Here is a 23,235-nt window from a genome sequence, read left to right as displayed (position 1 = left end):
TCCCGCCGCACCCCCGGGAATAACCGGAGACAGTCCCCTGTTAGAGCCGGAACGACAGCAAACGGCCCACAGCAGGAGGCACCCCACCGTGGCGGCAGACGAGATACGCGGCGCAGCACAGGGCGGCGCCCCCGTCCCCCTCTCCGTACTGGACCTGGTCACCGTAGGGGCCGGCCGCACCGCCTCCGACGCTCTGCGCACCAGCGTCGACCTGGCCCGCCTCGCGGAGAACCGCGGCTTCCACCGGTACTGGGTCGCCGAGCACCACTCCATGCCGGGCGTGGCGTCCTCGTCCCCGGCCGTGATCCTGGCCCACCTCGCCGCCCACACCGACCGCATCCGGCTCGGCTCGGGCGGTGTGATGCTGCCCAACCACGCCCCGCTCGTGATCGCCGAGCAGTTCGGCACGCTGGAGGCGATGGCCCCGGGGCGTGTCGACCTCGGCCTCGGCCGCGCCCCCGGCACGGACGGCGCCACGGCCGCCGCCCTGCGCCGCGCGGAACGCCTCAACGAGGGCGCCGACGACTTCCCGCAGCAGCTCGCCGAGCTGACCCGCTTCCTCGACGACGACTTCCCCGACGGCCATCCGTACCGCCGCATCCACGCCGTCCCCGGCCCGGTCCAGGCCACGTCCCCCGGCGGCGTCCAGTCCCCGCACCGGCCGCCCCTCTGGCTGCTCGGCTCCTCCGGCTTCAGCGCCCGCCTGGCCGGTGTCCTCGGGCTGCCCTTCGCCTTCGCGCACCACTTCTCGGCGCAGAACACCGTCCCCGCCCTTGACCTGTACCGGGAGTCCTTCCAGCCGTCCGCCGTGCTCGACGAGCCCTACGCCCTCATCGGCGTCTCCGCGCTCGCCGCCGACGAGGAGCGGGAGGCCCGCCGGCAGGTGCTGGCCGCCGCCCTCAGCATGGTCCGGCTGCGCACCGGCCGCCCCGGCCTCGTGCCCAGCCCGGAGGAGGCGGAGGCCTACGAGTTCAGCCCCATGGAGCGCGACTTCGTCGACTCCTGGAACGCCAACGTCATCCACGGCACCCCGGACGAGGTCCGCTCAGGCCTGGACGACCTCGCCAAGCGCACCGGCGCCGACGAGTTGATGATCACGGCCAACGCGCACGGCGGAGACGTCCGCGTACGCTCCTACGAACTCATCGCCGACGCCTACGGCTTGCCGACGCCCGCCTCCGCCTGAACGTCCGGCGTGCCCAGCAGCTCGGAGATACGATCCGGCGGCACCGGACGGGAGTAGAGCCACCCCTGTCCGGTGTCGCAGCCGATGCTGCGCAGCCGGGTCGCCTGCGCCGAGGTCTCCACGCACTCGGCCGTGACGGTCAGCCCGAGCCGGTGCGCGAGCTGGATCATCGCCTCGACGACGACCTCGTCGGCCGGATTCGCCCGGGCGGCCGCCTCCCGGTCGTCGTACTGGAAGCCGCGCACGAAGGATCCGTCCAGCTTCAGCACCGACACCGGTAGCCGGCTCAGGTACGCGAGGTTCGAGTAGCCGGTGCCGAAGTCGTCGATGGCGATGCGTACGCCCATGTCGCTGAGCGCCTTGAGGGCCTGCAGCGGGCGGCCCGCCGAGCCCATCACCGCCGACTCCGTCAGCTCCAGCTGGAGCAGGTGCGGCGCGAGGCCCGTCTCGGCCAGGGTCTCGGCCACGTCCGCCACCAGGTCCGAGTCCCAGACCTGGCGCACCGCCACGTTCACGCTGACGAAGATCGGCGGCTCGTCCGGATGGTCCAGCTGCCACCGGCGGGCCTGCCGGCAGGCCGTACGGAGCACCCAGCGGCCCAGCGGGACGATCGAACCGTCCTCCTCCGCAAGTCCGATGAACCGATTCGGCGTCAGTACGCCGAACTGGGGATGGTTCCAGCGGACGAGCGCCTCCACCCCGTGCAGCCGGTCGTCCTCCATGCCGACCAGCGGCTGGTACTCCAGCCGGAACTCGCCCCGCTCGATCGCCGGCCGGAGCGTGGAGGCGAGGGCCTGGCGGGTCATGCGGTGGGCGTTGCGCTCCGGGTCGAACAGGGTCCAGCGGGCCTTGCCGTCGGCCTTCGCCCAGTACAGCGTCGTGTCCGCCGCCTGCATCAGCGCGGTGGGGGTGGTGCCGGCCGCGTGCCGCTCCACGACGCCGATCGAGGCCGAGACCGACAGCCGCTGGCCGGAGATGTCGAACGGGTCCTGGACCGCCCGCAGCGCCGACTCGGCCAGTTCGGCCAGTTGTTCGGTGCCCGTGGAGTCCTCGACCAGCAGTGCGAACTCGTCCCCGCCGAGCCGGGCCACCAGCGGGATGCTGGTCCGTGAGTGGCCGGCCTCGTCCGCGCAGCGCATCAGGCGCTCGGCGACGGCGGCCAGCAGCCGGTCGCCGACGCGGTGGCCGAGGGTGTCGTTGATGGCCTTGAAGCCGTCCAGGTCCAGGTAACACAGCCCGATCCGGCCCGTGCCGCTCTGCTCGTACGACTCCGCCTCCAGTGCGGCCGACAGGCGTTCGAAGAACAGCGTGCGGTTGGGCAGCCGGGTCACCGGGTCGTGCATCTGCAAGTGCCGCAGCCGGGCCTGGAGTTCCCGGCGGGCGCTGATGTCGGCGACGGACAGCAGTACGCCGCTGTCCTCGGCGGGCAGCGGGGCGACCGTCACCTGCACCCACAGCGAGTGCCCGTCGGGGTGCTTGAGCCGGCGCGTGCAGCGCAGCCGGGACTGCCGTCCGCGCAGCACCTCGCGGTAGGCGTGCCAGGTGCGGGTGTCGGAGGTGAGGTCGACCAGGTCGGCGGCGACGGACCCGGCGAGCCCGTCCGGGCTGCCGCCGAGCAGCGCGGCGAGCGAGTCGTTGGCGCTGACGACCGTGCCCTCGCGGTCCACGACGGCCATGGCGAGCGGGGCGGCCGTGAAGACGGAGCGGTAGGGCAGCCGGGACGGGGGCTCGGTACGGGGAGACGTGTCGATCTCACTCTCTGTGACGACCGGCCGGTCCAGGTCTGCCGCGGGCGCCGGCCCTTCGGAGGTTCCGCTCACCGCTCGCTCCCGCATGTATTCGATCTCTGTCCGTGCAGGAAAGGTCAGGAAAGTGTGCCGATCATAGAGGCTGGCCCCAGGGCCTTCCAGCCGGTGTCCAGTCTTCCCGGTCAACCGGCCCTTCTGCCAGATCGTTTCTGCACGCACCTGGACGGCTTCTTCAGGCCCCCGACCAGTTGTGACGTTCCGTGAGTACTTCGGGGGTGTCGGCTTCCGCGATTTTTCGTCCCCTTCACCCGACCGGTGCAGGCAAACAGGACGCGGTACGACAAATCATCACAGGCTGGGTGCGGTGTCCCGCGAACCGTACCCGGAGGTACCCGTGCCGCGTCCGTTTCCGCGCGCCCGACTGCGCAGCACCGCGGCCGTGTTCACCACCATGTCGGCGCTCGCCGCCACCTCCCTCGGCACCGGCCCCTCGGCCGCCGAGCCCGACTCGGTCACGCCCTGCGCCCTGACCCGGACCGACGCCCACCACTCGGAGGGCCTGGACACCTGGAACGCCGCCTATCCGCGCCCGGCCCGGGCCCTGGACGCGGTCATGGTCTTCCTGTCCTTCCCGGACTCCCACCCGCTGACCACGCCGCAGGAACTGACCGCCGACCACTTCCCGGACACCACCCGCTTCTTCGAACGCGCTTCCTACGGCCGTTTCACCCTGCGCCCACACGCGCTGGGGCACTGGATCCAGATGCCGAAGCCGTCCACCGTGTACGACATACAGCGCGACTGGAGCCCCACGCACCGGGCCGCCTACCTGCGCGACGCCCTCTCCGTGACCGACCCCCGGGTCGACTTCTCGCGCTACGACGTCGTGTACTTCGTCGCCGACCCGGACGCGCCCGGCGTGGACTCCGACGCGACCAAGGTGGTGAACCTGACGAGCCCGCTGCAGGCCGACGGCACCGACCTGCGCCGGATCGTCACGGTGTTCGAGCAGCACCCGCCGGACCGGCTCGTCCTCGCCCACGAGACCGGGCACGTGTTCGACCTGCCCGACCTGTACCACCGGCCCGCGGACGGCAAGGGCGACTGGGACACGCACGTCGGCGACTGGGACCTGATGGGCAGCCAGTTCGGACTCGCGCCCGACCTCTTCGCCTGGCACAAGTGGAAGCTGGGCTGGCTGGATCCGCACCAGGTGCGGTGCGTACAGGACGCCGGGCCCGCCCGGCTGACCCTGGAGCCGCTGGCGGCGGGGCCGGGGGTGCCGACGACGGGGGCCGCGGGGGCGCCGGCCTTCGGTCTCGGGTGGGGCACCAAGCTGGCGGTGGTGCGGACGGGGCCCGACAGTGTGCTCGCCTTCGAGGCGCGGGGGCCGGTGGGCAACGACGAGGCCGCGTGCCGGCAGGGGGTGCTCGTGTACCGGGTGCGGGGCGGGGCGCAGTCCGGGGGTGGGCCCATCGAGGTGATCGACGCCCATCCGCGCACCGACGCGTGCTGGGAGGACTCCGTCTACCCGCCCCTCGCGGACGCGCCGATCGGCATCGGGGAGAGCTTCACGGTGCCGGGGGAGGAGGTGCGGGTGGAGGTGGAGGGGCGTACGGCTTCGGGGGCGTGGACGGTGAAGATCGCCGTGGGCCGTTGAAGCGGGCGCGGGCCGCCGCAGGCCGCGCACGGATACGCAAAAGGCCCCTCGCTTTCGCGAGGGGCCTTCCGGTCGGTGCGCCGCCAGGGACTCGAACCCCGGACCCGCTGATTAAGAGTCAGCTGCTCTAACCAACTGAGCTAGCGGCGCCTGCTGACGTCGTAGACCTTAGCATCCTGGTCGGCGGGAGGAAAAATCGAAATCCGCACCCCCGAGCGGGCCGCCCGGACGGCCGCCCAGAGCAGTACCTCGGGACCGGGCAGCCAGGGCTGACGGGTGTCGGGAGCGACGAGCCAGCGGGAGGCGCAGCGGTCGGGTGAGGTGCTCTCCGACGGCGCCGGGACGGTCACCGCGTCGCCGGTGCCGTGGCACAGCAGCGGCGGTACGGCGTGCGTACGGTTGGTCTCCCGGCTGTCCCGCCCGCCCCACTCCTCCCACTCCAGCAGCGCGGGGAGTCGCTGAGCCGTCCCCGGGGCGGCGAACAGCAGCATCCGGCCCCGGAACTCCGCGACCGGCCCCGAGCCGGGGCCGTCGTCCCACAGCCGGTCGAGCATCCGCCGGCCGAACATCGCGGGCGCGCTGACCATGTCGAAGACCGACCCGCAGGGCAGCACGACCGGTGCGCCCGGCCGCTCCTCCCAGAGGGCGCGGGTGCTTCGCGGATACGTTCCTGCCGAGGCGAGCCAGGCGGCCCCGTCCGGGGTGACATCGGAGGCGTTCCATGCGCTGCTCATGGCATCCAGGTCTACCCGCCGTGAGCGACCGGCTCCCGAGGGTTGCGGGAACTCGGGACAGGAGGGGGTGGGAGGGAGTATCTTGCCCGCCTGGCATATGCCAGGTGATCGGGAAGGGGCCGTGTCAGGCGGTGTCGCCGGGCCCCCGGCCCTCGGCGTCGCCCCGCATCAGATCCCGCCCGAACTCGACCATCTTCTTGGCGTAGTCCTCGGTCCACTCGGCCCGCTCGGCGATGTCCGCCGTCGTCAGCCGGTCGAACCTCCGCGGGTCGGCCAGCTGCGCAGCCGCCATCGCCTGGAACTCCACCGCCCGGTCCGCCGCGGCCCGGAACGCCAGCGTCAGCTCCGTCGCCCGGGCCAGCAGGGCCCGGGGGTCGTCGATCGACTCGAGGTCGAAGAAGTGCTCAGGGTCGGAGGCCGCCTCCGCAGGCTCGAAGAGCAGGGGCGCGGGGCGTAGCCGCGGTTCGTTCCGACGCGGCGTGGGCTCCGCCATGTCTTCTCCTCCTCGTACGTCGCGCTGACCCTCCCGGTCCAGTGGGCCACCGTCCATTGTCTCGCGGGCGCGCAAGTGGGCATCGCGGTTGTGGATACGGCTGCCACACCACCCGGCGTTCGTCACCGCCTCCGGGACGCGCCGTGTTCCGGCCAGATCACGGCCGCCTCCGGCCGGCGGGGGTGGGGGCTTGTGCCGGCGTAGGTCACGGTCACGGCCGCCACACCACCCGGTGCTCCGCCAGATGCGCGAGCACGGCGTGATTCGCCTCCCAGCCATCCGGGCTGTGTCCATCGGCCGCCTCCGGCGGCGTGCCGGCCTCCGGCCGGCGGGGGTGGGGGCTTGTGCCGGCGTAGGTCACGGTCACGGCCGCCACACCACCCGGTGCTCCGCCAGATGCGCGAGCACGGCGTGATTCGCCTCCCAGCCATCCGGAAACTTCACCACCGTCCCCAGCTGCACCGGCTCCGTCGACGGATAGTCGTCCAGCAGGTCGGTCACCCCCGCTCGGCAGACCACGATGCAGGCGTGCCGGTGGCGGGAGGCCAGGACGCAGAGGCGGCCCGTCTCCAGGTGGAAGGCCGTTGCGTCGGGGCGGCCGGAGAGGGGGTGGAGGACCACCGTGACGTCGTACTCGCGGCCCTGCAGCCGGTTCGCCGTGTCCACGACCACGTCGGTGACGCCGAGGCCGGCCAGGGCCGCGCGGACCGCGGCCGCCTGGTCCCGGTGGGCCGTGCCGACGGCGATCCGGTCGGCGGTGAGGGCGGAGGGGGCCGAGGAGCGCTCCGAGGTCGCCGCGCCCGCCCGGTCCAGCAGGCGCCGTACGACCGCGGCCACCGCCCGGACCGCCTCCGGGTCCGTGCGCGGAGTGTGCCGGGCGGGCAGTTCCAGCAGGCCCCAGCCCGACTCGGCCGCCTCGTCGATCACCCGGTCGGGGCCCGAGCCGTCCGACGGCACCCCGAAGGCCAGGGTCCGGTCGCCGGGGCCGGTACCGCTGCGGAACGGTGTGTACGGGTAGAACGCGTCCGAGACCAGGGGCGCCGCCGAGGCCGGGAGCCGCCAGGAGACCGGCAGACGGTGCTGGGGCAGGTCCGGGTTGTGCGCGAGCAGGGTCGTCACCGCCGAGGCCGACGGGTCGTACGCCAGGCCCGCCCACTGCTCGCTGCCCACGATCGCGAACGGGTCGAGCTGCCCCGGGTCGCCCACGAACAGCGCCCGCTCGAACAGCCCGGCCACGGCGAGCAGCGCGTCCGAGCGCATCTGGTAGGCCTCGTCGACGATCGCGTGCCGCCACGGCTCGTCGACCTTCACGTGCGCCCACTTCGCCGCGGTCGAGATCACCACGGCCAGCCCGGCGAGGTCGCCCGCCTTGGCCGACTTGCGCACGTTCGGCAGCTCGTCGAGCGCCTTGTCGTACGGGTCGGAGTCGCTGCTGTGCAGCCGGCCCACCGGCAGCTCGGGGTTCTTCTCGGCGAGCCGCAGGACCAGGTCGTCGACCTGGGCGTTGGTCTGCGCGACCACCATCAGCGGGTGGCCCGCCTCGGCCAGTTCCAGGGCCGCGCGGACGACCAGCGTGGACTTGCCCGCGCCCGGCGGGGAGTCCACGACGACACCGCGGGCGGTGCCGTGCAGCGTGTCGTGCAGGATCGCGTCGGTGGCCTGTGTCGCGGCGGCAGCGGGATCGAAGACCGTCGTCACAGCACATCCTCCTCGGTCACCGGGTCGGCCGCCTCGAGCGTCAGCTCGCCGGGCGGCCCGCCGTGCGTCCACGGCGTCTCCTCCGGGTCGGGCAGCTTCGCGCCGCCCCGCTGCTCGTGCTCGAAGAGCGTGAAGCAGACCCGGTCGCCCTTCTCCGGCACCGAGCCCGGCTCGGGCTCCTTGCCGCGGCCCATCTTGTCGAGAACCCGCAGCACCACGTACGCGCCGTCCTCCTCGGCCGCGACGAACTCCGCCGACTGCGGCTTCCCGCCCAGCGACCGGTACACCTTCGTCCGCTCGCCGAGATGCGGACGGTCGTCCGTGCGCACCGTGACCAGGGGGCGCGGGCTGGGCCGCTTGCCCTCGCTGTACGCCATCACGACGTCGGTGACCTCGCCCGCGAACGCCTCCCCGGACAGCCGCCGGCCCGCCATCACCAGCGGGTCATCGAGGGCCTCCTGCGCCTCCAGCCGGGCCTGTTCGCGCTCGCGCGTGGCGAGCTTGCTGGCCGCGGTGACCGCGTCGTCGCGGCGCGGCTGCGGAGGCTCACCGGCCAGGACCCGGTCGCGGTGGCCGGTGAACGACCAGCGGTCGCGGGTCCAGCGCTCCTCGACCCGCGCCCCCTCGGGCAGCTCCCGCAGCAGGTCGAGGCCCCGCCAGATGGCGTCCCAGGTGGGCCGGGTGCGACTGAGCACCAGGTCGCGGATCTCCCGCTCGGCCGCGGTCAGCACCCCGAGCCGGTCGTCGGCCTCCAAGCCGTCCTCGGCGGCGGCGAGGGCCGTGCGGGCTCGGTCGTAGCGCTCGATGGCCGGGGCGAGCAGCTTGTTGTCGAACGCCGGGTCCGTCGCCGGACCGGCCGGCGGGCAGGTCAGCTGGCCCTGCGCGTCCCGCTCCAGCTCGGCCCGCAGCGCGGCCTCGGCGCCGGTGACGCCCGGCGGCGGATCGATCCAGGCCAGCAGCGCGCCCAGATGCTGGTCCTCCAGGGTGGACTGCCCGGTCACCCAGTGCCGGCCCAGGACGTCGGTCATCGCCAGCAGCAGCGAGGAGCCGGGCACCCGGGCCCGCTCCCCGAAGTGCGTCAGCCACCTGCCGAGCAGCGGCACCCGCGGCGGCGCCGGATAAGGGGCCTCAGGATCCTGCTCCGCCGTACGCCGGAACCGCGTCGAGCGCCCGAGCAGCCGCACGAGGTCGATGCCCGCACGGCTCGGCACGATCAGCTGCGGCGCGTCCGCGCACAGGTCGACCTCGACCTTGACGCGCTTGCCGGTCTCCGGGTCGGTCTCGCTGCGCTCGGCAGCCTCCACGGCCTCGGCGAACGAGTCGACGTACGGCAGCACGATGTCGGCCAGCTCGGCCAGGAACGCGAACCTGAGGTCGCGGTCGCGGGGCTGAGGGACGGCCAGCAGACGCGGCGCGTCCCGGTCGGTGCCCACCAGCGCGCCGAGCGGGGCGCCTGCCTCACCGGCGGTGGTCAGCGGCACGAACACCAGCGGACGGTCGCCGAGATGCCGGTGCCGGACGGTGGCGGCGGGCTGGGCGCGGCCCGTACTGACGGCTTCCAGGCGGGCCAGGGTGGAGATCAGCGACACGCCGCCTCCAGCGCTTCGGCGCGCAGGGCGGCCGCCCGCCGCAGGGCCGCCACGGCCGGGTCGCCGGGATCGCCCGCCTCACCGCGGGCGGCCGCGAGGACCTCCTCCACGGTCGTCAGGCCGCCCAGCTCCGCCCGTACCGGACGCCCGAGCGAGGTCACGGCGCCCTCCTGGCGGGACCGGGTCCGGCAGTGGAAGGCCAGCTCGCACGCGGACAGGCACTCGGGCGCGTAGGCCGCCGGGACGGACTCCACGGCCGCCGTCAGCTCCTCGGCGGGCAGCTCGGGCGAGAAGCACGTGCCCTCGGGGAGCGCGTCGGCGATGTCCTCGATGCGGGTCAGCCGGGCCAGCTGACGGGCCGTCACCGCGCGCTGCTTGCGGATGTCGACGGCCGACGCGGCCGGCAGATTGGAGAAGTCCCTGGGGCAGACGAGCAGCACCCGGTGCCGCACGCGCGGAGCCGGATCGAGCCGGGCCGCGAGCTCCTCCAGCGCCAGCACGTACACCGCCGCCTGCCGGGCCGCCGCCCCGACCTTCGCCGGGTCCGCCGAACCGTCCAGCAGCGGGAAGGACTTGATCTCCACCACCGTCCAGCTGCCGTCCGGATGCACCACCACCGCGTCCGGCTCCAGGAACGCGGCGGAGCCCGCGACGTCCAGCGCGAGCATGGGATGGTCGAGCAGCGTCCACACGCCCGGGTGCGCGGTGGCCTCCCGCAGTTCCAGCTCCGTGCGGGCCGTGCGCCCCTGGGGGCCGGTCGCCGTCAGGTCGGGCACGCGCGCGTCGGCGGGCGGCTCGGCGGACCCGTCGAGCTTCTCATGCACCAGCCGCAGCAGCTCCGCGCCGCCGTCGGCCTTGACCTTCGCCTCGAAGGCGTTGCCTCTGGTGAGCGCGAACTGCGACTGCCCGAAGGCCGACGGCGAGCCCAGCGCGCTCGCCAGGGCCGCCTTGTTCACCCCGGCGCCGTCGAGGATCGCGCGCCGCGCACAACCGGGGTTGGCGGCCAGGGCCGCCAGGGCGCGCGCGTCCAGCGCCTTCGCGGGTACGTCGGGGCCGCGCAGCTCAGCGAGCCGCTGCCGGAGCCCCGTCCCCCGCGTCCTGGGGAGAGGCACCCGGCTCGGCTCCCGCTCCGGACCGCGACTCGCGCTGCCGTGGAATTCGCTCACCCGCGGAAGTCTGGCATCCGGCACTGACAATCGAGGAACCCGCGGCGGAAGAGTCCGCCGTGACCGGTGCGGCCGCCGGCACGAACCGTGCCTTGACCCGGTCCGCGGTGCGCATCACGAAGGGTGCCAGCAGCAGCCCGGCCCCCATGACGGCCGCGCCCGCGGCCGCGTCGAGGAAGTAGTGGTTGGCGGTGCCCATGACGACGATCGTCGTGATCAGCGGGTAGGCGACACCGGCCGCCTTCGCCGCGCGCGTACCGCCGTGGCGCCACAGCATCACTCCGCACCACAGGGCCCAGCCCACGTGCAGACTCGGCATGGCCGCGTACTGGTTGGTCATGTCCCCCATGCCGCGCGGTGCGCTCGCCGCGCCGCCCCACCAGCCGTAGGAGCTGTACTGCGCCATCGTGTCCACGAAGCCGTGGCTCGCGTCGAGGAGCCGGGGCGGGCAGGTCGGCAGCAGTGTGAAGCCGATCAGGCCGATGAGGGTGGACGTCATCAGCCAGGTGCGCGCGGCGCGGTACCGCACGGCCCGGGAGCGGAAGAGCCACACCAGGACGGCCGGTGTGACCAGGTAGTGCAGCGACGCGTACCAGAAGTCGGCGGGTATGCCTATCCAGGCCTCGCGCGTGAAGAGGCGGTTGAGCGGGTGCTCGAAGTTGAGATACAGCGCCTTCTCGAAGCGCAGGATCGTCAGACCGTGGTCGACGGCGCCGGAGACGTCGCCGCGGGCGAGGAGCCGGCCGGCCGAGTAGAACGCGTACACCAGCAGGATGAGCGGCAGCTCGGTCCACCAGCGCAGCCTGGGCGCGGGGGCCGCCTCGGTGCCCGGTGTCTCGGTGTGCGGCATCCGATCGTCCTCCCCCTTCGTCATCACGCGTAGCCCGGTCGGCCGTGCCACTTTACGGCGTGGGCGCGCGCCCCGGGGGGCGCCTCCGGCCCTCAAAGACGCAGAGATCGCCCCCCGGGTTGCCCGCGGCGGGCGTGCGCGATGATGGAGGAGTTCCCCTTGCGTTGTTCTTCCGGAAAGGTGCCTCATGTCTGCGCGCATCCTGCTGGCCCGCCACGGACAGACCGAGTGGTCCCTGTCCGGCAAGCACACGGGCAGGACCGACGTGCCGCTCCTGGAGGAAGGACGACGCGGCGCGAAGCTGCTCGGCGAGCGCCTGCACCGGGCGCCGTACGACGGCCTGGCCGGCGTCGAGGTGCGCACCAGCCCGCTGGCACGCGCGCGTGAGACCTGCGAACTGGCCGGCTTCGGCGACCGCGCGCGTACCTGGGACGCGTTGCTGGAGTGGGACTACGGGACGTACGAAGGCATGACCCCCGCGGACATCCAGGCCGTCCGGCCCGGCTGGCTGATCTGGCGCGACGGTGTCCCGGGCGGGGAGTCGCTCGCCGAGGTCACGGCCCGGGCCGACGAGGTGGTCTCCTGGGCCCGCTCCGAGGACCGCGATGTCCTGGTCTTCGCCCACGGGCACATCCTGCGCTCCCTCGGGGCGCGGTGGCTCGGCCTCCCGATCGACTTCGCGGCCCGGATACGGCTGAACCCGACCTCGCTGTCGGTGCTGGGCTGGGCCTACGGGGAGCCGGCGATCGAGAGCTGGAACGACCTGGGGCACCTCGACCAGGGAGGGCCGGACGTCGCACGGCAGACGTGACGTTCGCGACAGTCCCTGGGTGTGCTGTCCTGGGACGCCTCCCTAGGCCATGCGCGGCGACGAGGCGTGCCTCTCCAGGAACGCCGACACCCCGGACGCCCTGCGGTGCGGTGACAGCACCCGCGCCGTGGCCGCCAGCATGGTCTGGACGCGGGACGACTGGACCTCCTCCAGCAGATCCAGCACCCGCATCCCCGCCACCGCCGCCTCGTCCGGCCGGCCACCGCGGGCGAGGTCGTCCGCCAGCTCCGCCGTGTACAGGGCGATGTTCCGCGTGAAGTGGGGATCCTGGAGCTCGGCGGCCCGGCGCGCGTGCCGTGCCGCCCGGGGCCAGTCGCCGAGCGTGGACCAGCACTGCGCCTCCAGGCCCTCGAGTTCGGCCTCCCCGTAGAAGCTCATCCACTCGGGGTCGGCGTCCGAGGGGCCGCGTTCGAAGTAGGCCTGCGCCCGGGCCAGTGCCTGTTCGCAGCCGACCCGGTCGGCGAGCCCCGCCCAGCCGCCCGCCTCGCGCAGCGCGAGCAGCGACATCAGCCGGGCCGAGCCCACGGGCCGGGCGACCCGCTGCGCGGCCTGGGCGGCCCGGACCGCCTCGCGCGGCCGGCCCGCGTCGCGCGCGAGGAACGCCGTGTTGCAGAACGCGTGCGCCTCCAGTCCCGGGTCCCCGGTCATCCGGGCGGTCGCCAGGGCCTCCGCGTAATGGGAGCGGGCGTCGTCGAAGCGCCCCGAGTCGTGGGCCAGCCAGCCCACGGAGATGGCCAGTTCACCGGCGCCGGAGTAGAGCCGGTCGGCGGTCGTCTGCCGGGTCGCGCCGGCGTCCAGCAGGGCGTAGGCGGCGCGCAGCGGGGCGGCGGCGCGGCGGTAGAGGCCGTCGGCCCCGTGCCGGTCGTCGAGCAGCCGGATCCGGCGGACGGCTTCTTCCAGGGCACCCGCGTCGCTCGCCCCGGCGCGGTGCACGGGGCGCTGTGCCGCCGCGGCGTCGAGGGCGAGGCCGACAGGCCCCAGTGAGGCGGCGGCCACCGTGGCGCCTCCGCCGGTCATGAACGCGCGACGTAGCACGTCGCTCTCCTCGTAGGTGTCGTGCGGGTGGTGCGGGTCGTACGGGTTCTGCGTTTCATACGGCTCACACGCCCCGCTGGTCTCACTCGTGGCGTTTGCCGGGTTCGCGGTGCGCGTCGGGGGCGCGTCCTCGGTGTCGCGCGCCCGGCGTCCGCGTACCGACGAGCGGGGCGCGAACCCCAGGTCGGTGAGTGTGCGGCCTGGGAACATGTGCAGGAACACCCGTTCGTATGCGTAGTTGGGGCAGCGGATCTCGCCCGCCTCGACCCGGCCGATGTACCGCGCGTCACAGCTGACCTGCTCGCCGATCTCGAGCCCGGCCCGGCGGATCGCCGCGGCGAACTCGGCCGGCGAGCGCTGTCCGCGCAGTCGCCGGAAGACGAGGTTCGGCCGTGGCGGCCGGTTGGGTTGAGACGAGGTCACCGTTGACGACGCCATGGCCGGGTCCTCCCGTGCGAACCGTCGAACCATGCCGGGTTCAGGGCGACGTGTTGCGAGTTGTCCGCATGGTCTGCCCCGTGTCCGGCGAGCAAGAACGTACCTGCTGTGATGGAGCCACCACGCTGGGTTTGGCTACAAACCGGATATCTCATCCGTGATCTGCCATGAAGTGCCATCCTTTGCGGCTGACTTCCGCCGTAGCCGTTGACGGCCTGCCGCGTTGAACCTCGCGGACCGGGAGGCCCCCGACTCCCGACCGCTCGTCCAAGCAGGGGTTTTCGTGGTGGAGGCCGGGATGGACACCAGCCGGATCAACGATCCTCGTACGCCGCCGAGTGCACCGGCGGCCGGCTGCGATGTGGTGACGGTGCCGGCGCGGCAGGGACTGGAGGCGGTCGACATCCTGCGGCGCGGACCGGGGGACGCGGTGGGACCCGTCCTGCACGACGACGACGGTGACACCCTGGGCTTCCTGGTGCCGCCGGGGACGGCCGCCGCGTGGGACGTGCCGGGGAGCACGTGCACGGAGACGGACGGACGCGGACCGGCCCTAGCGCCCGAGCCTCCCGTGGCGGGCTCGGACTGGCTGCTGCCGCCCGGCGAGGCGGACCTCGCCACCGACCCCGCGGTGCTGCGCGAGGCCCTGGGCGAGGCCGCCCGGATGATCAAGGCGGCGGACAGCTGCCGCTGAGGCGCCCTCGGACGCCGGAGCGTACGCCCTGCTTAGCAGCCCACCCCGATAATGAACCCATGGGAAAGTCCAAGGGCGGCCGGCGCAGACAGGCCGGTGCGGAGGCCGTCGTCGAGAGCGTCGACGGCGGGCTCGCCGAGCTGATCCCCGACCGCGAGCGGGCCCGGGCCTGGACCCTCGTGATCGACGGGGCCCCGCAGTCGCACGTCGACCTGGACGACCCGGCGTACCTCTCCTTCGAGTACCAGCGTCGCCTCGGGCACGTGATCGACCTCGTCGCCCCACCCGGCCGCCCCCTGCACGCCGTGCACCTCGGCGGTGGCGCCCTCACCCTCGCCCGCTACGTCGCCGCCACCCGGCCCCGCTCCACCCAGCAGGTCGTCGAACGGGACGGCACCCTCGTCCAACTGGTCCGCCGTGAGCTGCCGTTGGATCCGAACGCGCGGATACGGGTGCGCTCCACCGACGCCCGCGAGGGCCTCGCCAAGGTGCCGGACGGCTGGGCCGACCTCGTCATCACCGACGTGTTCAGCGGGGCCCGGACACCGGCCCATCTGACCTCGACCGAGTTCCTCGACGACGTGCGCAGGGCTCTCAGACCCGGCGGTGTCTACGCGGCCAACCTCGCCGACGGACCGCCGCTCGCCCACCTGCGCGGCCAGATCGCCACCGCCGCCGTCCGCTTCGAGCACCTCGCACTGGTCGCGGATCCGGCGGTGCTGCGCGGCAAGCGCTTCGGGAACGCCGTGCTGGTCGCCTCCGACCACCCCCTGCCCGTCGCCGAGTTGACCCGCCTCGCCGCCTCCGACCCGCACCCCGCCCGGGTCGAGCACGGCAGGACGCTCACGGACTTCACCGGTGGGGCCGCGCCCGTCACGGACCTCGCGGCGGTGGCGTCGCCCGCGCCGCCCGCGTCGGTGTTCCGATGAACGCGCACGGCACCCGGCGGCCCCGATGAACGCGTACGGCACTCAGTAGGTCCCGATCTCCACCCGCGGCGGCCCGTCGTGCCATGTGCAGAACACCGACACCCGGTCCGCGCCCGAGGAGAACTCCACGCGGATCCAGGACTCCGTCTTCCACACCTGCATCGACCAGCCCGCCCCGGGCGTCGCCGAGACGAGCGAGGCGGAGGTCTTCCCGAGGTCGAAGATCGCCCGGCCGCCGTCGGTGTCGTAGCTCTTGACCCGGCCGGAGGCGGCGGGGGCGGTGCTGGGCGAGGACGAAGGGGTGGGGGAGGGGCTCGGTCTGCCGGACGTGGACGCAGCAGGCGTGCTCGGCTCCCGCCGCTTCGGCGGAGGCGTCCGCTCCGGCGGCGTGGCCAGCGCCTTCGGCTCCGGCGTGGACGCGTCGGCGGCCTTGATGGGCAGGGCGCGCGGCGGGTCGTAGGCCGTTCCCGCCATCACCGTGTGGACACCCCACCACGACAGCGTGACCGCCGCGCCCGTGGCGAGCAGCCAGGCCAGTACGTGTACGAGTCCTCTGCGCATCGCGGGCCATACTGCCTCACGCGTCCCACGCGGTGCCCACAAACAGGGGTGTACCGGGGCCCGTTGTCCCCACGAGGAGAGTTGTCCACAGGCCCGCACCCGGCTGTTCGAGATGGCGTACGGTGCGGCGCATGGCAAGTGTGCTCGTGGTCGAGGACGACCAGTTCGTACGCTCGGCGCTGATCCGGCACCTGACCGACGCCTCGCACACCGTGCGCAGTGTCGGGACGGCGCTGGAGGCGCTGCGTGAGGTCGCCCATGTCCGCTTCGACGTGGTGATCCTGGACCTCGGACTGCCCGATCTCGACGGGTCCGAGGCCCTGAAGATGCTGCGCGGGATCACGGACGTGCCGGTGATCGTCGCCACGGCCCGGGACGACGAGACGGAGATCGTCCGGCTGCTGAACGCCGGGGCGGACGACTACCTGACCAAGCCCTTCTCGGTCGAGCACCTCGCGGCCCGCATGGCGGCCGTACTGCGCCGCGCCCGCTCCGGCGCCGGCGAAGGGGAGCCGTCCCCCGTCATCCGGGTCGGCGGCCTGACCGTCGACCCGCTGCGCCGCCAGGCCGAGCTCGACGGCGCCCGGCTCGACCTCACCCGCCGCGAGTTCGACCTGCTCGCCTTCCTGGCCCGCAGGCCCGGCGTCGTCGTCCCCCGCAAGGAGCTGCTCGCCGAGGTGTGGCAGCAGTCCTACGGCGACGACCAGACCATCGACGTCCATCTGTCCTGGCTGCGCAGGAAACTGGGCGAGACGGCGGCCAGCCCGCGCTATCTGCACACCCTCCGGGGCGTCGGCGTGAAGCTCGAACCACCGGGGGCGGGGGCGCCGCGATGAGGTGGGCCCTGGTCAAGGTGTCGCTGGCGGTGACCACCATGGTCGTGCTCGCCTTCGCGGTGCCGCTCGGACTCGTCATCCGCGAGATGGCCCGCGACCGTGCCTTCTCCAACGCCGAGCGGGAGGCTGCGGCCGTCGCCCCCGCCCTGTCCATCACCACCGACCGCGACCAGCTCGAACGGGTCGTCGCCTCGGCCGGTTCCGACGCCGGGATGGCCGTGCACCTGCCGGCGGGCGACGGCCAGGACGCCCTGGAGCTCGGGCGGCAGCGTGCCGCCGACGAGGACATCGCGGCCGTGCGGAAGCTGGGCCGCGCCTCCACCACCGGCGTCACCGGCGGCTCGACGCTGCTCCAGCCGGTCGCGCTCAGCACCGGCAAGATCGCGGTGGTCGAGGTGTACGTGCCGGAGTCCGACGTCACCAACGGCGTGGGCACGGCCTGGGCGGTGCTCGCCGCGGTCGGGGTGGCGCTGATCCTCGGCTCGGTCGCGGTCGCCGACCGGCTGGGTGTCCGTATGGTCCGGCCCGCGCAGCGCCTGGTCGAGGGGGCGCACGACCTGGGGGAGGGGCGGCTCGGCGCCCGCGTGCCCGAGGAGGGCCCGACCGAACTGCGGCTCGCGGCGGTCGCGTTCAACTCGATGGCCGACCAGGTCGTCCAGCTCCTGGCGAACGAGCGGGAGCTGGCGGCCGACCTGTCCCACCGGCTGCGCACGCCCCTGACCGTGCTGCGGCTCAACACCGCCTCGCTCGGCGAGGGACCGGCCGCCGACCAGACCCGGACCGCGGTGGAGCAGCTGGAGCGCGAGGTCGACACCATCATCCGCACGGCCCGGGAGGCCAAGCCGCAGACGGCCGCGGCCGGTCCGGGCGCCGGATGCGACGCGGCCGAGGTGGTCCGGGAGCGGATGGCGTTCTGGTCGGCGCTCGCGGAGGACGAGGGGCGCAAGTGGCGGGTGGCCGGGGCCGACCGGCCGGTGCGCATACCCGTGGCCCGCGCCGACCTGGCCGCCGCACTCGACGCGCTGCTCGGGAACGTCTTCCGGCACACCGCGGAGGGCACCGCCTTCGCGGTCGACGTGCACAACGGCGAGGACGCGGTGATCGTCCTCGTCTCCGACGCGGGCCCCGGCATACCCGACCCCGAGGTCGCGATGGCGCGAGGACGCGGTTCCGGGAGCGACGGCTCGACCGGGCTCGGCCTGGACATCGTGCGCCGGCTCGCGGAGTCCACCGGCGGGGACGTACGGATCGGCTCCTCGGTGCTCGGCGGCACCGAGGTGCGGATCTGGCTCCAGCTGGACGGCCGCGCCCCCGCGAGCAGAGGGCACCGGCAGCTGCGGCGTCGCCGCCCCGGCAGGCTCGCTGCCGTGTACAGCCGCTCCCGGTCCACCTGAGCGCTCGCGGGTCGCCGCCTTTCGGGACGGTCACGTTTCGACAAATGAACGGGACGACTCTTGACGTATGACCGGACATGCGGCTGTCATTGCGCCACCGTGTTCGGTCAAGTTGATTTCTGGTCGATTACGACTGGATTTCACGCCACACCCTCGTGGCCGAACCCTGCCTTCAGGAGCCGTTCATGCACGACCTCTCTCCCTCCGGTCTCTCCCTCCCCGCCACCAGCCGCCGCACCCTGCTGCGCGGAATGGGCGGCGCGGCCCTGCTCGGCGCAGGCATACCCCTGCTGAGTGCCTGCGGCGGCAGCGGCTCGTCCGCCGACCCGAAGACGGTCAGTCTCGGCTCCAACTCGTCCGACGCCGTGCCGAAGAAGGCGTTCGCCGAGATCTACGCCGCCTTCACCAAGAAGTCCGGCATCAAGGTCGACGTGAACACCAAGGACCACAACACGTTCCAGGAGCAGATCAACTCCTATCTGCAGGGCACGCCCGACGACGTGTTCACCTGGTTCGCCGGCTACCGCATGCAGTTCTTCGCCTCGAAGAAGCTCGCCGCGCCGATCGACGACGTGTGGCAGAAGATCGGCGGGAACTTCCCCGAGGCGATGAAGAAGCTCAGCAAGGGCGAGGACGGCAAGTACTACTTCGTGCCGCTGTACACGTACCCGTGGGCGGTCTTCTACCGCAAGAGCGTCTTCGCCCAGCACGGCTACGAGGTCCCCACCACCTGGGACGACTTCGTCGCCCTGTGCAAGCGGATGCAGAAGGACGGGCTCGTCCCGATCGCCTTCGGCGACAAGGACGCCTGGCCCGCGATGGGCACGTTCGACCAGATCAACTTCCGCACCAACGGCTACGACTTCCACGTCGAGCTGATGGCCGGCAAGGCCTCCTGGACCGACGCCAAGGTGCGCAAGGTCTTCGACCACTGGACGGAGATCCTGCCCTACCACCAGGAGGGCGCGGTGGGCCGCACCTGGCAGGACGCGGCGCAGACGCTGGTGGCCAAGAAGGCCGGCATGTACCTGCTGGGCACCTTCGTCGGCCAGCAGTTCACCGACAAGGCCGACCTGGACGACCTCGACTTCTTCGCCTTCCCGGAGATCGACCCGCAGTTCGGTCAGGACACCGTCGAGGCGCCGACCGACGGCTTCATGCTCTCCAAGGCCCCGAAGAACCGTGCGGGCGCCGCCAAGCTCCTCGAGTACCTGGGCACGCCCGAGGCCGAGGAGATCTACCTCAAGGCCGACTCCAGCGTGGTGGCCGCCTCCACCAAGGCCGACACCTCCTCCTACACCGCGCTGCAGAAGAAGTCCTACGAGATGATCTCCGGCGCGAAGAGCCTCACCCAGTTCATGGACCGCGACTCCCGCCCGGACTTCACGTCCACGGTGATGCAGCCCGCGCTGCAGAACTTCATCCGCAACCCGAAGAACGTCGACAGCATCCTCTCGTCGATCGACCGCCAGAAGAAGACGATCTTCGCCTCCTCCTGACCGCCGAAACGGAGACTCGACGACTCGGATCCGACATGACTGCCACCCCCGCGAAGGCTCCGGAGCCGGCCACCCAGCCTGCTCCGGGGCCCGCCCCCACGCCCGCGCCCGCCAAGGCGCCCCACGGCCACCGGCGGCTGCTCACCCGCCGCGACCGCCTCACGCTCGGCCTGATGGCGGGCGTGCCCACGATCCTGCACGTCGCCCTGGTGTGGCTGACGGCCCTCGCCTCGATCGCGCTGGCCTTCACCACCTGGGACGGCATCGGCTTCGACTCCATCAAGTGGGTCGGACTGCAGAACTTCAGGGAACTGTTCACCAGCAACCCGCAGTTCTGGCCCGCCGTCGAGCACAACGTGATCTGGTTCGTGGCGCTCATCCTGCTGCCCACGCCCTTCGGCCTGTTCCTCGCCGTGCAGCTGGACAAGAAGATCCGCTTCAGCTGCGTCTACCAGACCGCGTTCTTCCTGCCGGTCGTGATGTCGCTGGCGGTCATCGGGTTCGTCTGGCAGCTGATCTACAACCCGGACACGGGCCTGATCAACAGCATCATCGGCGCCAACAAGCCCGGCCACTACATCGACTGGATCGGCGACCCGGACCTCAACCTCTGGGCGATCCTCGTCGCCGCGTCCTGGCGGCACGCCGGCTACATGATGATCCTGTACCTGGCCGGCCTGAAGAGCGTCGACCCCGCCCTGCGCGAGGCCTCCGCCCTGGACGGTGCCAGTGAGTGGCAGACGTTCAAGAACGTCATCTTCCCGACCCTGCGCCCCACCAACACCGTCGTCCTGGTCGTCACGATCATCGAGGCACTGCGCGCCTTCGACCTGGTGTTCGTCTTCAACAAGGGCGCCCAGGGCACCGAACTGCTGTCGATCCTGGTGACCAACAACATCATCGGCGAGTCCAGCCGCATCGGATACGGCTCCGCGATCGCCGTCGTCCTGCTGGTGATCTCGCTCGCGGTGATCATCCCGTATCTGATCGCCACCTTCCGGAAGGAGCGGCGCGCATGAGTACCCTGAGCGCCCCGCGCAAGCAGCGCACCCCGATCCGCCCCGCCCGGGTCCTGCTGCACACCTTCCTCGTCGTCACGGCGCTGGCCTGGCTCGCCCCCCTGCTGTGGGCGTTGCTCGCGGCGATGCGGCCGTACGCGGAGACCAGCACCAAGGGCTATGTCTCCTGGCCCGACAAGCTCACCTTCGACAACTTCACCAACGCCTTCCAGCAGTCGGACATGCTGCACTACTTCGGCACCACGCTGCTGATCGCGGTCCCGGCCGTGCTGCTGACCCTGCTGCTGTCGTCGATGGTCGCCTTCTACGTCAGCCGCTTCGACTTCCGGCTCAACCTGTTCCTCCTGCTGGTGTTCACGGCCGGCAACCTGCTGCCCCAGCAGGTCATCATCACCCCGCTGTACCGGCTGTACCTGCTGATCGACCTGCCCGGCATCACCATGAGCGGCAAGCTCTACGACTCCGCGCTCGGCCTGGTGCTGATCCACGTGGCGTTCCAGTCCGGCTTCTGCGCCTTCGTGCTCAGCAACTACATGCGCTCCCTGCCGCACGAGCTCACCGAGGCCGCCCTGGTCGACGGCGCCTCCGTCTGGCGGCTGTACTGGCAGATCGTGCTGCCGCTCTGCAAGCCCGCGATGGCCGCCCTCGCCACCCTGCTGTCCATCTGGATCTACAACGACTTCTTCTGGGCCATCGTCCTCATCTCCACCGGCGAGAACATGCCGATCACCTCGGCGCTGAACAACCTCTCCGGCCAGTACTTCACCGACCCCAACCTGGTCGCCGCCGGCGCCCTGCTCACCGCGATCCCGACCCTGATCGTGTACTTCGCGCTCCAGCGCCAGTTCGTCAGCGGCCTGACGCTCGGTGCCAACAAGGGCTGACCTCCTTCGCCGAAAGAGACCACCGTGCAGCACCCCTTCACCCCCGTCACCGCCGTTCCCGTGGACCCGCGTACCGCGCGGGTCCACGAGGAGGGCTGGCAGTCCTGGAGCCCCAGCGGCGCCTACGCCCTGGACGCGACGCCCTACCGCCCGGCCAACGCCAACTGGGCCACGGTCTGCTACCGCCCCGGTGTCACCGCGCCCGCAAGCACCTTCCAGGGGGAGGGCCTGCTCGCCCTCGACCCCGGCGACGGCTCACCGGTCCGGCTCTGGGCCGCGGCCGAGCCGACGCGTGAGGTGCCGTCGATCCGGCTGGCCACCGGGGCCGGACGGGTCGCCGAGATCAGCGCCGACGGGCCGGTGAAGGAGTGGACCGGCCCGGACATCCAGTCGGTTCTGGGCGACTGGGCCGCCGGCCTCGGCCTCGACGCCCCCCGCCCGGCACCGACCGTCTGGTGCTCCTGGTACGAGTACTTCACGGCCGTCACCGAGGACGACATCCACGAGAACCTCCGCGCGATGGACACCCTCGACCTGCCCGTCGACGTCGTCCAGATCGACGACGGCTACCAGCGGGCCCTCGGCGACTGGCTCACCCTCTCCGGCCGCTTCCGCTCCCGCGCCGGAGTCGCCGAGAAGATCCGCTCCCGCGGCCGCCGCGCCGGCATCTGGACGGCCCCGTTCCTCGTCGACCCGGCGAGCGACCTGGCCGCCGCGCACCCCGACTGGCTGGTCCGCGACACCACCGGCGGCTTCGCGCACGCCGGCCGCAACTGGGGCCACGACCTGCGCGTCCTGGACACCACCCACCCGGACGCGGCGGCGTACCTGACCGGGGTCTTCACGACCCTGCGCGCGGAGGGCTACGACTACTTCAAGACCGACTTCCTCTACGCGGGCGCCCTGGACGGCGTACGCCACGCGGACGTCGACGCCCTCACGGCCTACCGCGCCGGCATCGACCTGATCCGCGAGGCCATCGGCGAGGACGCGTACCTCCTGGGCTGCGGCGCGCCCCTCCTGGCCTCCATCGGCCTGTTCGACGCGATGCGCGTCAGCCCCGACACGGCCCCCCACCGCCGCCCCGAGGCCGATGACTACAGCCAACCCGGCCAGGACCCCGCCGAGTTCACGGGAGCGGCCCGCCAGTGGCAGCACAACCGCCTCTGGATCAACGACCCGGACTGCCTGATGGCCCGCCCGGCGGTCGAGACGCGCGAACAGTGGGCCGCGCACGTGGAGTCCACGGGGGGCCTGATGGCCTCCAGCGACCGCCTGCTGTCCCTGGACCAGTGGGGCGTGGAGACGACCCGCCGGCTCCTCGAACGCGTCACCAGGTGACGCGCACGGTCACTTGCCTTCTTCCGGGCCGTACCACTGGAGGGCTTGGCCGGTCACGGCAGCGATGCACTCGAAGTCACGATCGCGATGCAGCAGGGTGAGCCCCTGCAACTCGGCGGTCGCGGCCACGACCAGGTCCACCGGCCCTGCGCTGCGATGCTGTCCGCGCTTGGTCAGTGCCTCCTGAACCCGCCAGGCGCGGTCGTAGGCACGGTCGTCGACGGCTACCCACCCGAAGATCAACCGCAGGTCCTCGATCCCCCGGGCACGGTCCTGGGCGGACCGCGCACTGTAGAAGAACTCGAGCTCGGTGATCGGACAGGTAGCGATGAGCCCGGCCGCTGCGGCCTGATCCCAGCCGTACTGCTCGGCATCGCGCCGCAGGAACCGGGCGAGCGCACTGGTGTCGATCAGGAACTGCGCCGCGTTCATCGACGGTAGTTCCCCTTGTCCTCGAGAAGCTCGAGGTCAAAAGCGCCGTCGGCGGCCGCGGTACGCAGGCGGGTGAGAGCCAGCGCCCGTCGGCGGTTCTCCAGCACCTCGCGCAGAGCCGTATTGACGGTGTCCTTCTTCGTGCTCGTCCCGAGCGCCTTGGCCACGTCGGCGAGCAGGTCGTCGTCGAGATCGATCACTGTGCGGCTCATCGATG

General features: G+C 72.4%; 22 protein-coding genes and 1 tRNA gene. 11 read left to right on the top strand and 12 right to left on the bottom strand.

Features of this window, described 5'->3' with window-relative positions:
* Nucleotides 1–88 precede the first annotated feature (88 nt).
* Entirely contained in the window at nucleotides 89–1,186 is a 1,098-nt protein-coding gene (locus AB0G20_RS03765) for an LLM class flavin-dependent oxidoreductase (RefSeq protein ID WP_361295244.1), read from the top strand.
* Here the strand turns inward: AB0G20_RS03765 and AB0G20_RS03760 are convergent.
* Nucleotides 1,156–3,021, bottom strand: a complete 1,866-nt coding sequence (locus tag AB0G20_RS03760) for an EAL domain-containing protein (protein WP_361295241.1) — start codon at nucleotides 3,019–3,021, stop codon at nucleotides 1,156–1,158. The two genes, AB0G20_RS03765 and AB0G20_RS03760, sit on opposite strands and share 31 nt — an antisense overlap.
* A 277-nt stretch (nucleotides 3,022–3,298) precedes the next feature.
* Here AB0G20_RS03760 and AB0G20_RS03755 point away from each other — a divergent pair, with 277 nt between their 5' ends.
* A complete protein-coding gene (locus tag AB0G20_RS03755) occupies nucleotides 3,299–4,594 on the top strand; it encodes a M6 family metalloprotease domain-containing protein (protein WP_361295238.1) in 1,296 nt (431 codons plus the stop codon).
* Between the two features lie 76 nt (nucleotides 4,595–4,670).
* Here AB0G20_RS03755 and AB0G20_RS03750 read toward each other — a convergent pair.
* The 7 genes from AB0G20_RS03750 to AB0G20_RS03720 all read right to left on the bottom strand — a co-directional run bounded on the left by AB0G20_RS03750 (nucleotide 4,671) and on the right by AB0G20_RS03720 (nucleotide 11,124).
* Nucleotides 4,671–4,744 (bottom strand) — tRNA-Lys (locus AB0G20_RS03750).
* On the bottom strand, nucleotides 4,735–5,328 hold the full coding sequence (locus AB0G20_RS03745; protein ID WP_361295235.1) for a bifunctional DNA primase/polymerase: 594 nt from the start codon (nucleotides 5,326–5,328) through the stop codon (nucleotides 4,735–4,737). The genes AB0G20_RS03750 and AB0G20_RS03745 overlap by 10 nt, the downstream gene beginning before the upstream one ends.
* Nucleotides 5,329–5,452: 124 nt before the next feature.
* On the bottom strand, nucleotides 5,453–5,821 hold the full coding sequence (locus AB0G20_RS03740; RefSeq protein WP_175432749.1) for a hypothetical protein: 369 nt from the start codon (nucleotides 5,819–5,821) through the stop codon (nucleotides 5,453–5,455).
* A 363-nt stretch (nucleotides 5,822–6,184) separates the two neighbouring features.
* Nucleotides 6,185–7,519, bottom strand: a complete 1,335-nt coding sequence (locus AB0G20_RS03735) for an AAA domain-containing protein (RefSeq protein ID WP_361295230.1) — start codon at nucleotides 7,517–7,519, stop codon at nucleotides 6,185–6,187.
* Nucleotides 7,516–9,108, bottom strand: coding sequence for a hypothetical protein (locus AB0G20_RS03730; RefSeq protein ID WP_361295227.1), 1,593 nt, complete (start codon nucleotides 9,106–9,108; stop codon nucleotides 7,516–7,518). The genes AB0G20_RS03735 and AB0G20_RS03730 overlap by 4 nt, the downstream gene beginning before the upstream one ends.
* Complete coding sequence (locus AB0G20_RS03725) at nucleotides 9,099–10,220, bottom strand: hypothetical protein (RefSeq protein WP_361295224.1); 1,122 nt, start codon at nucleotides 10,218–10,220, stop codon at nucleotides 9,099–9,101. The genes AB0G20_RS03730 and AB0G20_RS03725 overlap by 10 nt, the downstream gene beginning before the upstream one ends.
* The gene (locus AB0G20_RS03720; RefSeq protein WP_361295221.1) at nucleotides 10,171–11,124 is read right to left on the bottom strand and encodes a phosphatase PAP2 family protein; all 954 of its coding nucleotides are present in this window, start codon (nucleotides 11,122–11,124) and stop codon (nucleotides 10,171–10,173) included. The genes AB0G20_RS03725 and AB0G20_RS03720 overlap by 50 nt, the downstream gene beginning before the upstream one ends.
* A gap of 187 nt (nucleotides 11,125–11,311) precedes the next feature.
* Here AB0G20_RS03720 and AB0G20_RS03715 point away from each other — a divergent pair, with 187 nt between their 5' ends.
* Complete coding sequence (locus tag AB0G20_RS03715) at nucleotides 11,312–11,935, top strand: histidine phosphatase family protein (protein ID WP_361295218.1); 624 nt, start codon at nucleotides 11,312–11,314, stop codon at nucleotides 11,933–11,935.
* Nucleotides 11,936–11,977: 42 nt separating this feature from the next.
* On the opposite strand, the gene AB0G20_RS03710 is transcribed toward AB0G20_RS03715, so the two are convergent.
* The gene (locus AB0G20_RS03710; protein WP_361295215.1) at nucleotides 11,978–13,429 is read right to left on the bottom strand and encodes a hypothetical protein; all 1,452 of its coding nucleotides are present in this window, start codon (nucleotides 13,427–13,429) and stop codon (nucleotides 11,978–11,980) included.
* 298 nt (nucleotides 13,430–13,727) lie between these two features.
* Here AB0G20_RS03710 and AB0G20_RS03705 point away from each other — a divergent pair, with 298 nt between their 5' ends.
* Together AB0G20_RS03705 and AB0G20_RS03700 are read left to right on the top strand one after the other, a co-directional pair.
* A complete protein-coding gene (locus tag AB0G20_RS03705) occupies nucleotides 13,728–14,123 on the top strand; it encodes a hypothetical protein (protein ID WP_361295212.1) in 396 nt (131 codons plus the stop codon).
* A gap of 59 nt (nucleotides 14,124–14,182) precedes the next feature.
* Nucleotides 14,183–15,052: a fused MFS/spermidine synthase gene (locus AB0G20_RS03700; protein ID WP_361295209.1), complete on the top strand. Its 870-nt coding sequence runs from the start codon at nucleotides 14,183–14,185 to the stop codon at nucleotides 15,050–15,052.
* Nucleotides 15,053–15,094: 42 nt separating this feature from the next.
* Here AB0G20_RS03700 and AB0G20_RS03695 read toward each other — a convergent pair whose 3' ends face one another.
* The gene (locus tag AB0G20_RS03695; RefSeq protein WP_361295206.1) at nucleotides 15,095–15,613 is read right to left on the bottom strand and encodes a hypothetical protein; all 519 of its coding nucleotides are present in this window, start codon (nucleotides 15,611–15,613) and stop codon (nucleotides 15,095–15,097) included.
* 131 nt (nucleotides 15,614–15,744) lie between these two features.
* Between AB0G20_RS03695 and AB0G20_RS03690 the strand changes: the two genes are divergently transcribed.
* The 6 genes from AB0G20_RS03690 to AB0G20_RS03665 all read left to right on the top strand — a co-directional run bounded on the left by AB0G20_RS03690 (nucleotide 15,745) and on the right by AB0G20_RS03665 (nucleotide 22,586).
* A complete protein-coding gene (locus AB0G20_RS03690; protein WP_361295203.1) occupies nucleotides 15,745–16,449 on the top strand; it encodes a response regulator transcription factor in 705 nt (234 codons plus the stop codon).
* Nucleotides 16,446–17,843 (top strand): HAMP domain-containing sensor histidine kinase, encoded by a 1,398-nt coding sequence (locus tag AB0G20_RS03685; RefSeq protein WP_361295200.1) that lies wholly within the window; start codon nucleotides 16,446–16,448, stop codon nucleotides 17,841–17,843. Before AB0G20_RS03690 ends, AB0G20_RS03685 begins: the two co-directional genes overlap by 4 nt.
* Nucleotides 17,844–18,028: 185 nt before the next feature.
* Nucleotides 18,029–19,342, top strand: a complete 1,314-nt coding sequence (locus tag AB0G20_RS03680) for an ABC transporter substrate-binding protein (RefSeq protein ID WP_361295197.1) — start codon at nucleotides 18,029–18,031, stop codon at nucleotides 19,340–19,342.
* 35 nt (nucleotides 19,343–19,377) lie between these two features.
* Nucleotides 19,378–20,361, top strand: a complete 984-nt coding sequence (locus AB0G20_RS03675; protein ID WP_361295194.1) for a sugar ABC transporter permease — start codon at nucleotides 19,378–19,380, stop codon at nucleotides 20,359–20,361.
* Nucleotides 20,358–21,245, top strand: coding sequence for a carbohydrate ABC transporter permease (locus tag AB0G20_RS03670; RefSeq protein WP_361295191.1), 888 nt, complete (start codon nucleotides 20,358–20,360; stop codon nucleotides 21,243–21,245). Before AB0G20_RS03675 ends, AB0G20_RS03670 begins: the two co-directional genes overlap by 4 nt.
* A gap of 24 nt (nucleotides 21,246–21,269) precedes the next feature.
* Nucleotides 21,270–22,586, top strand: a complete 1,317-nt coding sequence (locus AB0G20_RS03665; RefSeq protein ID WP_361295188.1) for a glycoside hydrolase family 36 protein — start codon at nucleotides 21,270–21,272, stop codon at nucleotides 22,584–22,586.
* 9 nt (nucleotides 22,587–22,595) lie between these two features.
* Here AB0G20_RS03665 and AB0G20_RS03660 read toward each other — a convergent pair whose 3' ends face one another.
* Nucleotides 22,596–23,018: a PIN domain nuclease gene (locus tag AB0G20_RS03660; protein WP_361295185.1), complete on the bottom strand. Its 423-nt coding sequence runs from the start codon at nucleotides 23,016–23,018 to the stop codon at nucleotides 22,596–22,598.
* Complete coding sequence (locus AB0G20_RS03655; RefSeq protein WP_361295182.1) at nucleotides 23,015–23,230, bottom strand: type II toxin-antitoxin system VapB family antitoxin; 216 nt, start codon at nucleotides 23,228–23,230, stop codon at nucleotides 23,015–23,017. The genes AB0G20_RS03660 and AB0G20_RS03655 overlap by 4 nt, the downstream gene beginning before the upstream one ends.
* Between the last annotated feature and the right edge of the window lie 5 nt (nucleotides 23,231–23,235).

The organism is Streptomyces sp. NPDC024017 (assembly GCF_040638895.1).
GTDB lineage: Bacteria > Actinomycetota > Actinomycetes > Streptomycetales > Streptomycetaceae > Streptomyces.
The sequence above is the reverse complement of the archived record's forward strand: the minus strand, read 5'-3'. Positions and strand labels throughout refer to the sequence as shown.

What these genes read in the sequence shown, in the direction of transcription:
- AB0G20_RS03760 (WP_361295241.1), bottom strand. Translation starts at nt 3,021, where the DNA reads ATGCGGGAGCGAGCGGTGAGCGGAACCTCCGAAGGGCCGGCGCCCGCG.
- AB0G20_RS03715 (WP_361295218.1), top strand. Translation starts at nt 11,312, where the DNA reads ATGTCTGCGCGCATCCTGCTGGCCCGCCACGGACAGACCGAGTGGTCC.
- AB0G20_RS03660 (WP_361295185.1), bottom strand. Translation starts at nt 23,018, where the DNA reads ATGAACGCGGCGCAGTTCCTGATCGACACCAGTGCGCTCGCCCGGTTC.
- AB0G20_RS03720 (WP_361295221.1), bottom strand. Translation starts at nt 11,124, where the DNA reads ATGCCGCACACCGAGACACCGGGCACCGAGGCGGCCCCCGCGCCCAGG.
- AB0G20_RS03685 (WP_361295200.1), top strand. Translation starts at nt 16,446, where the DNA reads ATGAGGTGGGCCCTGGTCAAGGTGTCGCTGGCGGTGACCACCATGGTC.
- AB0G20_RS03700 (WP_361295209.1), top strand. Translation starts at nt 14,183, where the DNA reads ATGGGAAAGTCCAAGGGCGGCCGGCGCAGACAGGCCGGTGCGGAGGCC.
- AB0G20_RS03710 (WP_361295215.1), bottom strand. Translation starts at nt 13,429, where the DNA reads ATGGCGTCGTCAACGGTGACCTCGTCTCAACCCAACCGGCCGCCACGG.
- AB0G20_RS03680 (WP_361295197.1), top strand. Translation starts at nt 18,029, where the DNA reads ATGCACGACCTCTCTCCCTCCGGTCTCTCCCTCCCCGCCACCAGCCGC.
- AB0G20_RS03705 (WP_361295212.1), top strand. Translation starts at nt 13,728, where the DNA reads ATGGACACCAGCCGGATCAACGATCCTCGTACGCCGCCGAGTGCACCG.
- AB0G20_RS03670 (WP_361295191.1), top strand. Translation starts at nt 20,358, where the DNA reads ATGAGTACCCTGAGCGCCCCGCGCAAGCAGCGCACCCCGATCCGCCCC.
- AB0G20_RS03675 (WP_361295194.1), top strand. Translation starts at nt 19,378, where the DNA reads ATGACTGCCACCCCCGCGAAGGCTCCGGAGCCGGCCACCCAGCCTGCT.
- AB0G20_RS03695 (WP_361295206.1), bottom strand. Translation starts at nt 15,613, where the DNA reads ATGCGCAGAGGACTCGTACACGTACTGGCCTGGCTGCTCGCCACGGGC.
- AB0G20_RS03655 (WP_361295182.1), bottom strand. Translation starts at nt 23,230, where the DNA reads ATGAGCCGCACAGTGATCGATCTCGACGACGACCTGCTCGCCGACGTG.
- AB0G20_RS03690 (WP_361295203.1), top strand. Translation starts at nt 15,745, where the DNA reads ATGGCAAGTGTGCTCGTGGTCGAGGACGACCAGTTCGTACGCTCGGCG.
- AB0G20_RS03740 (WP_175432749.1), bottom strand. Translation starts at nt 5,821, where the DNA reads ATGGCGGAGCCCACGCCGCGTCGGAACGAACCGCGGCTACGCCCCGCG.
- AB0G20_RS03745 (WP_361295235.1), bottom strand. Translation starts at nt 5,328, where the DNA reads ATGAGCAGCGCATGGAACGCCTCCGATGTCACCCCGGACGGGGCCGCC.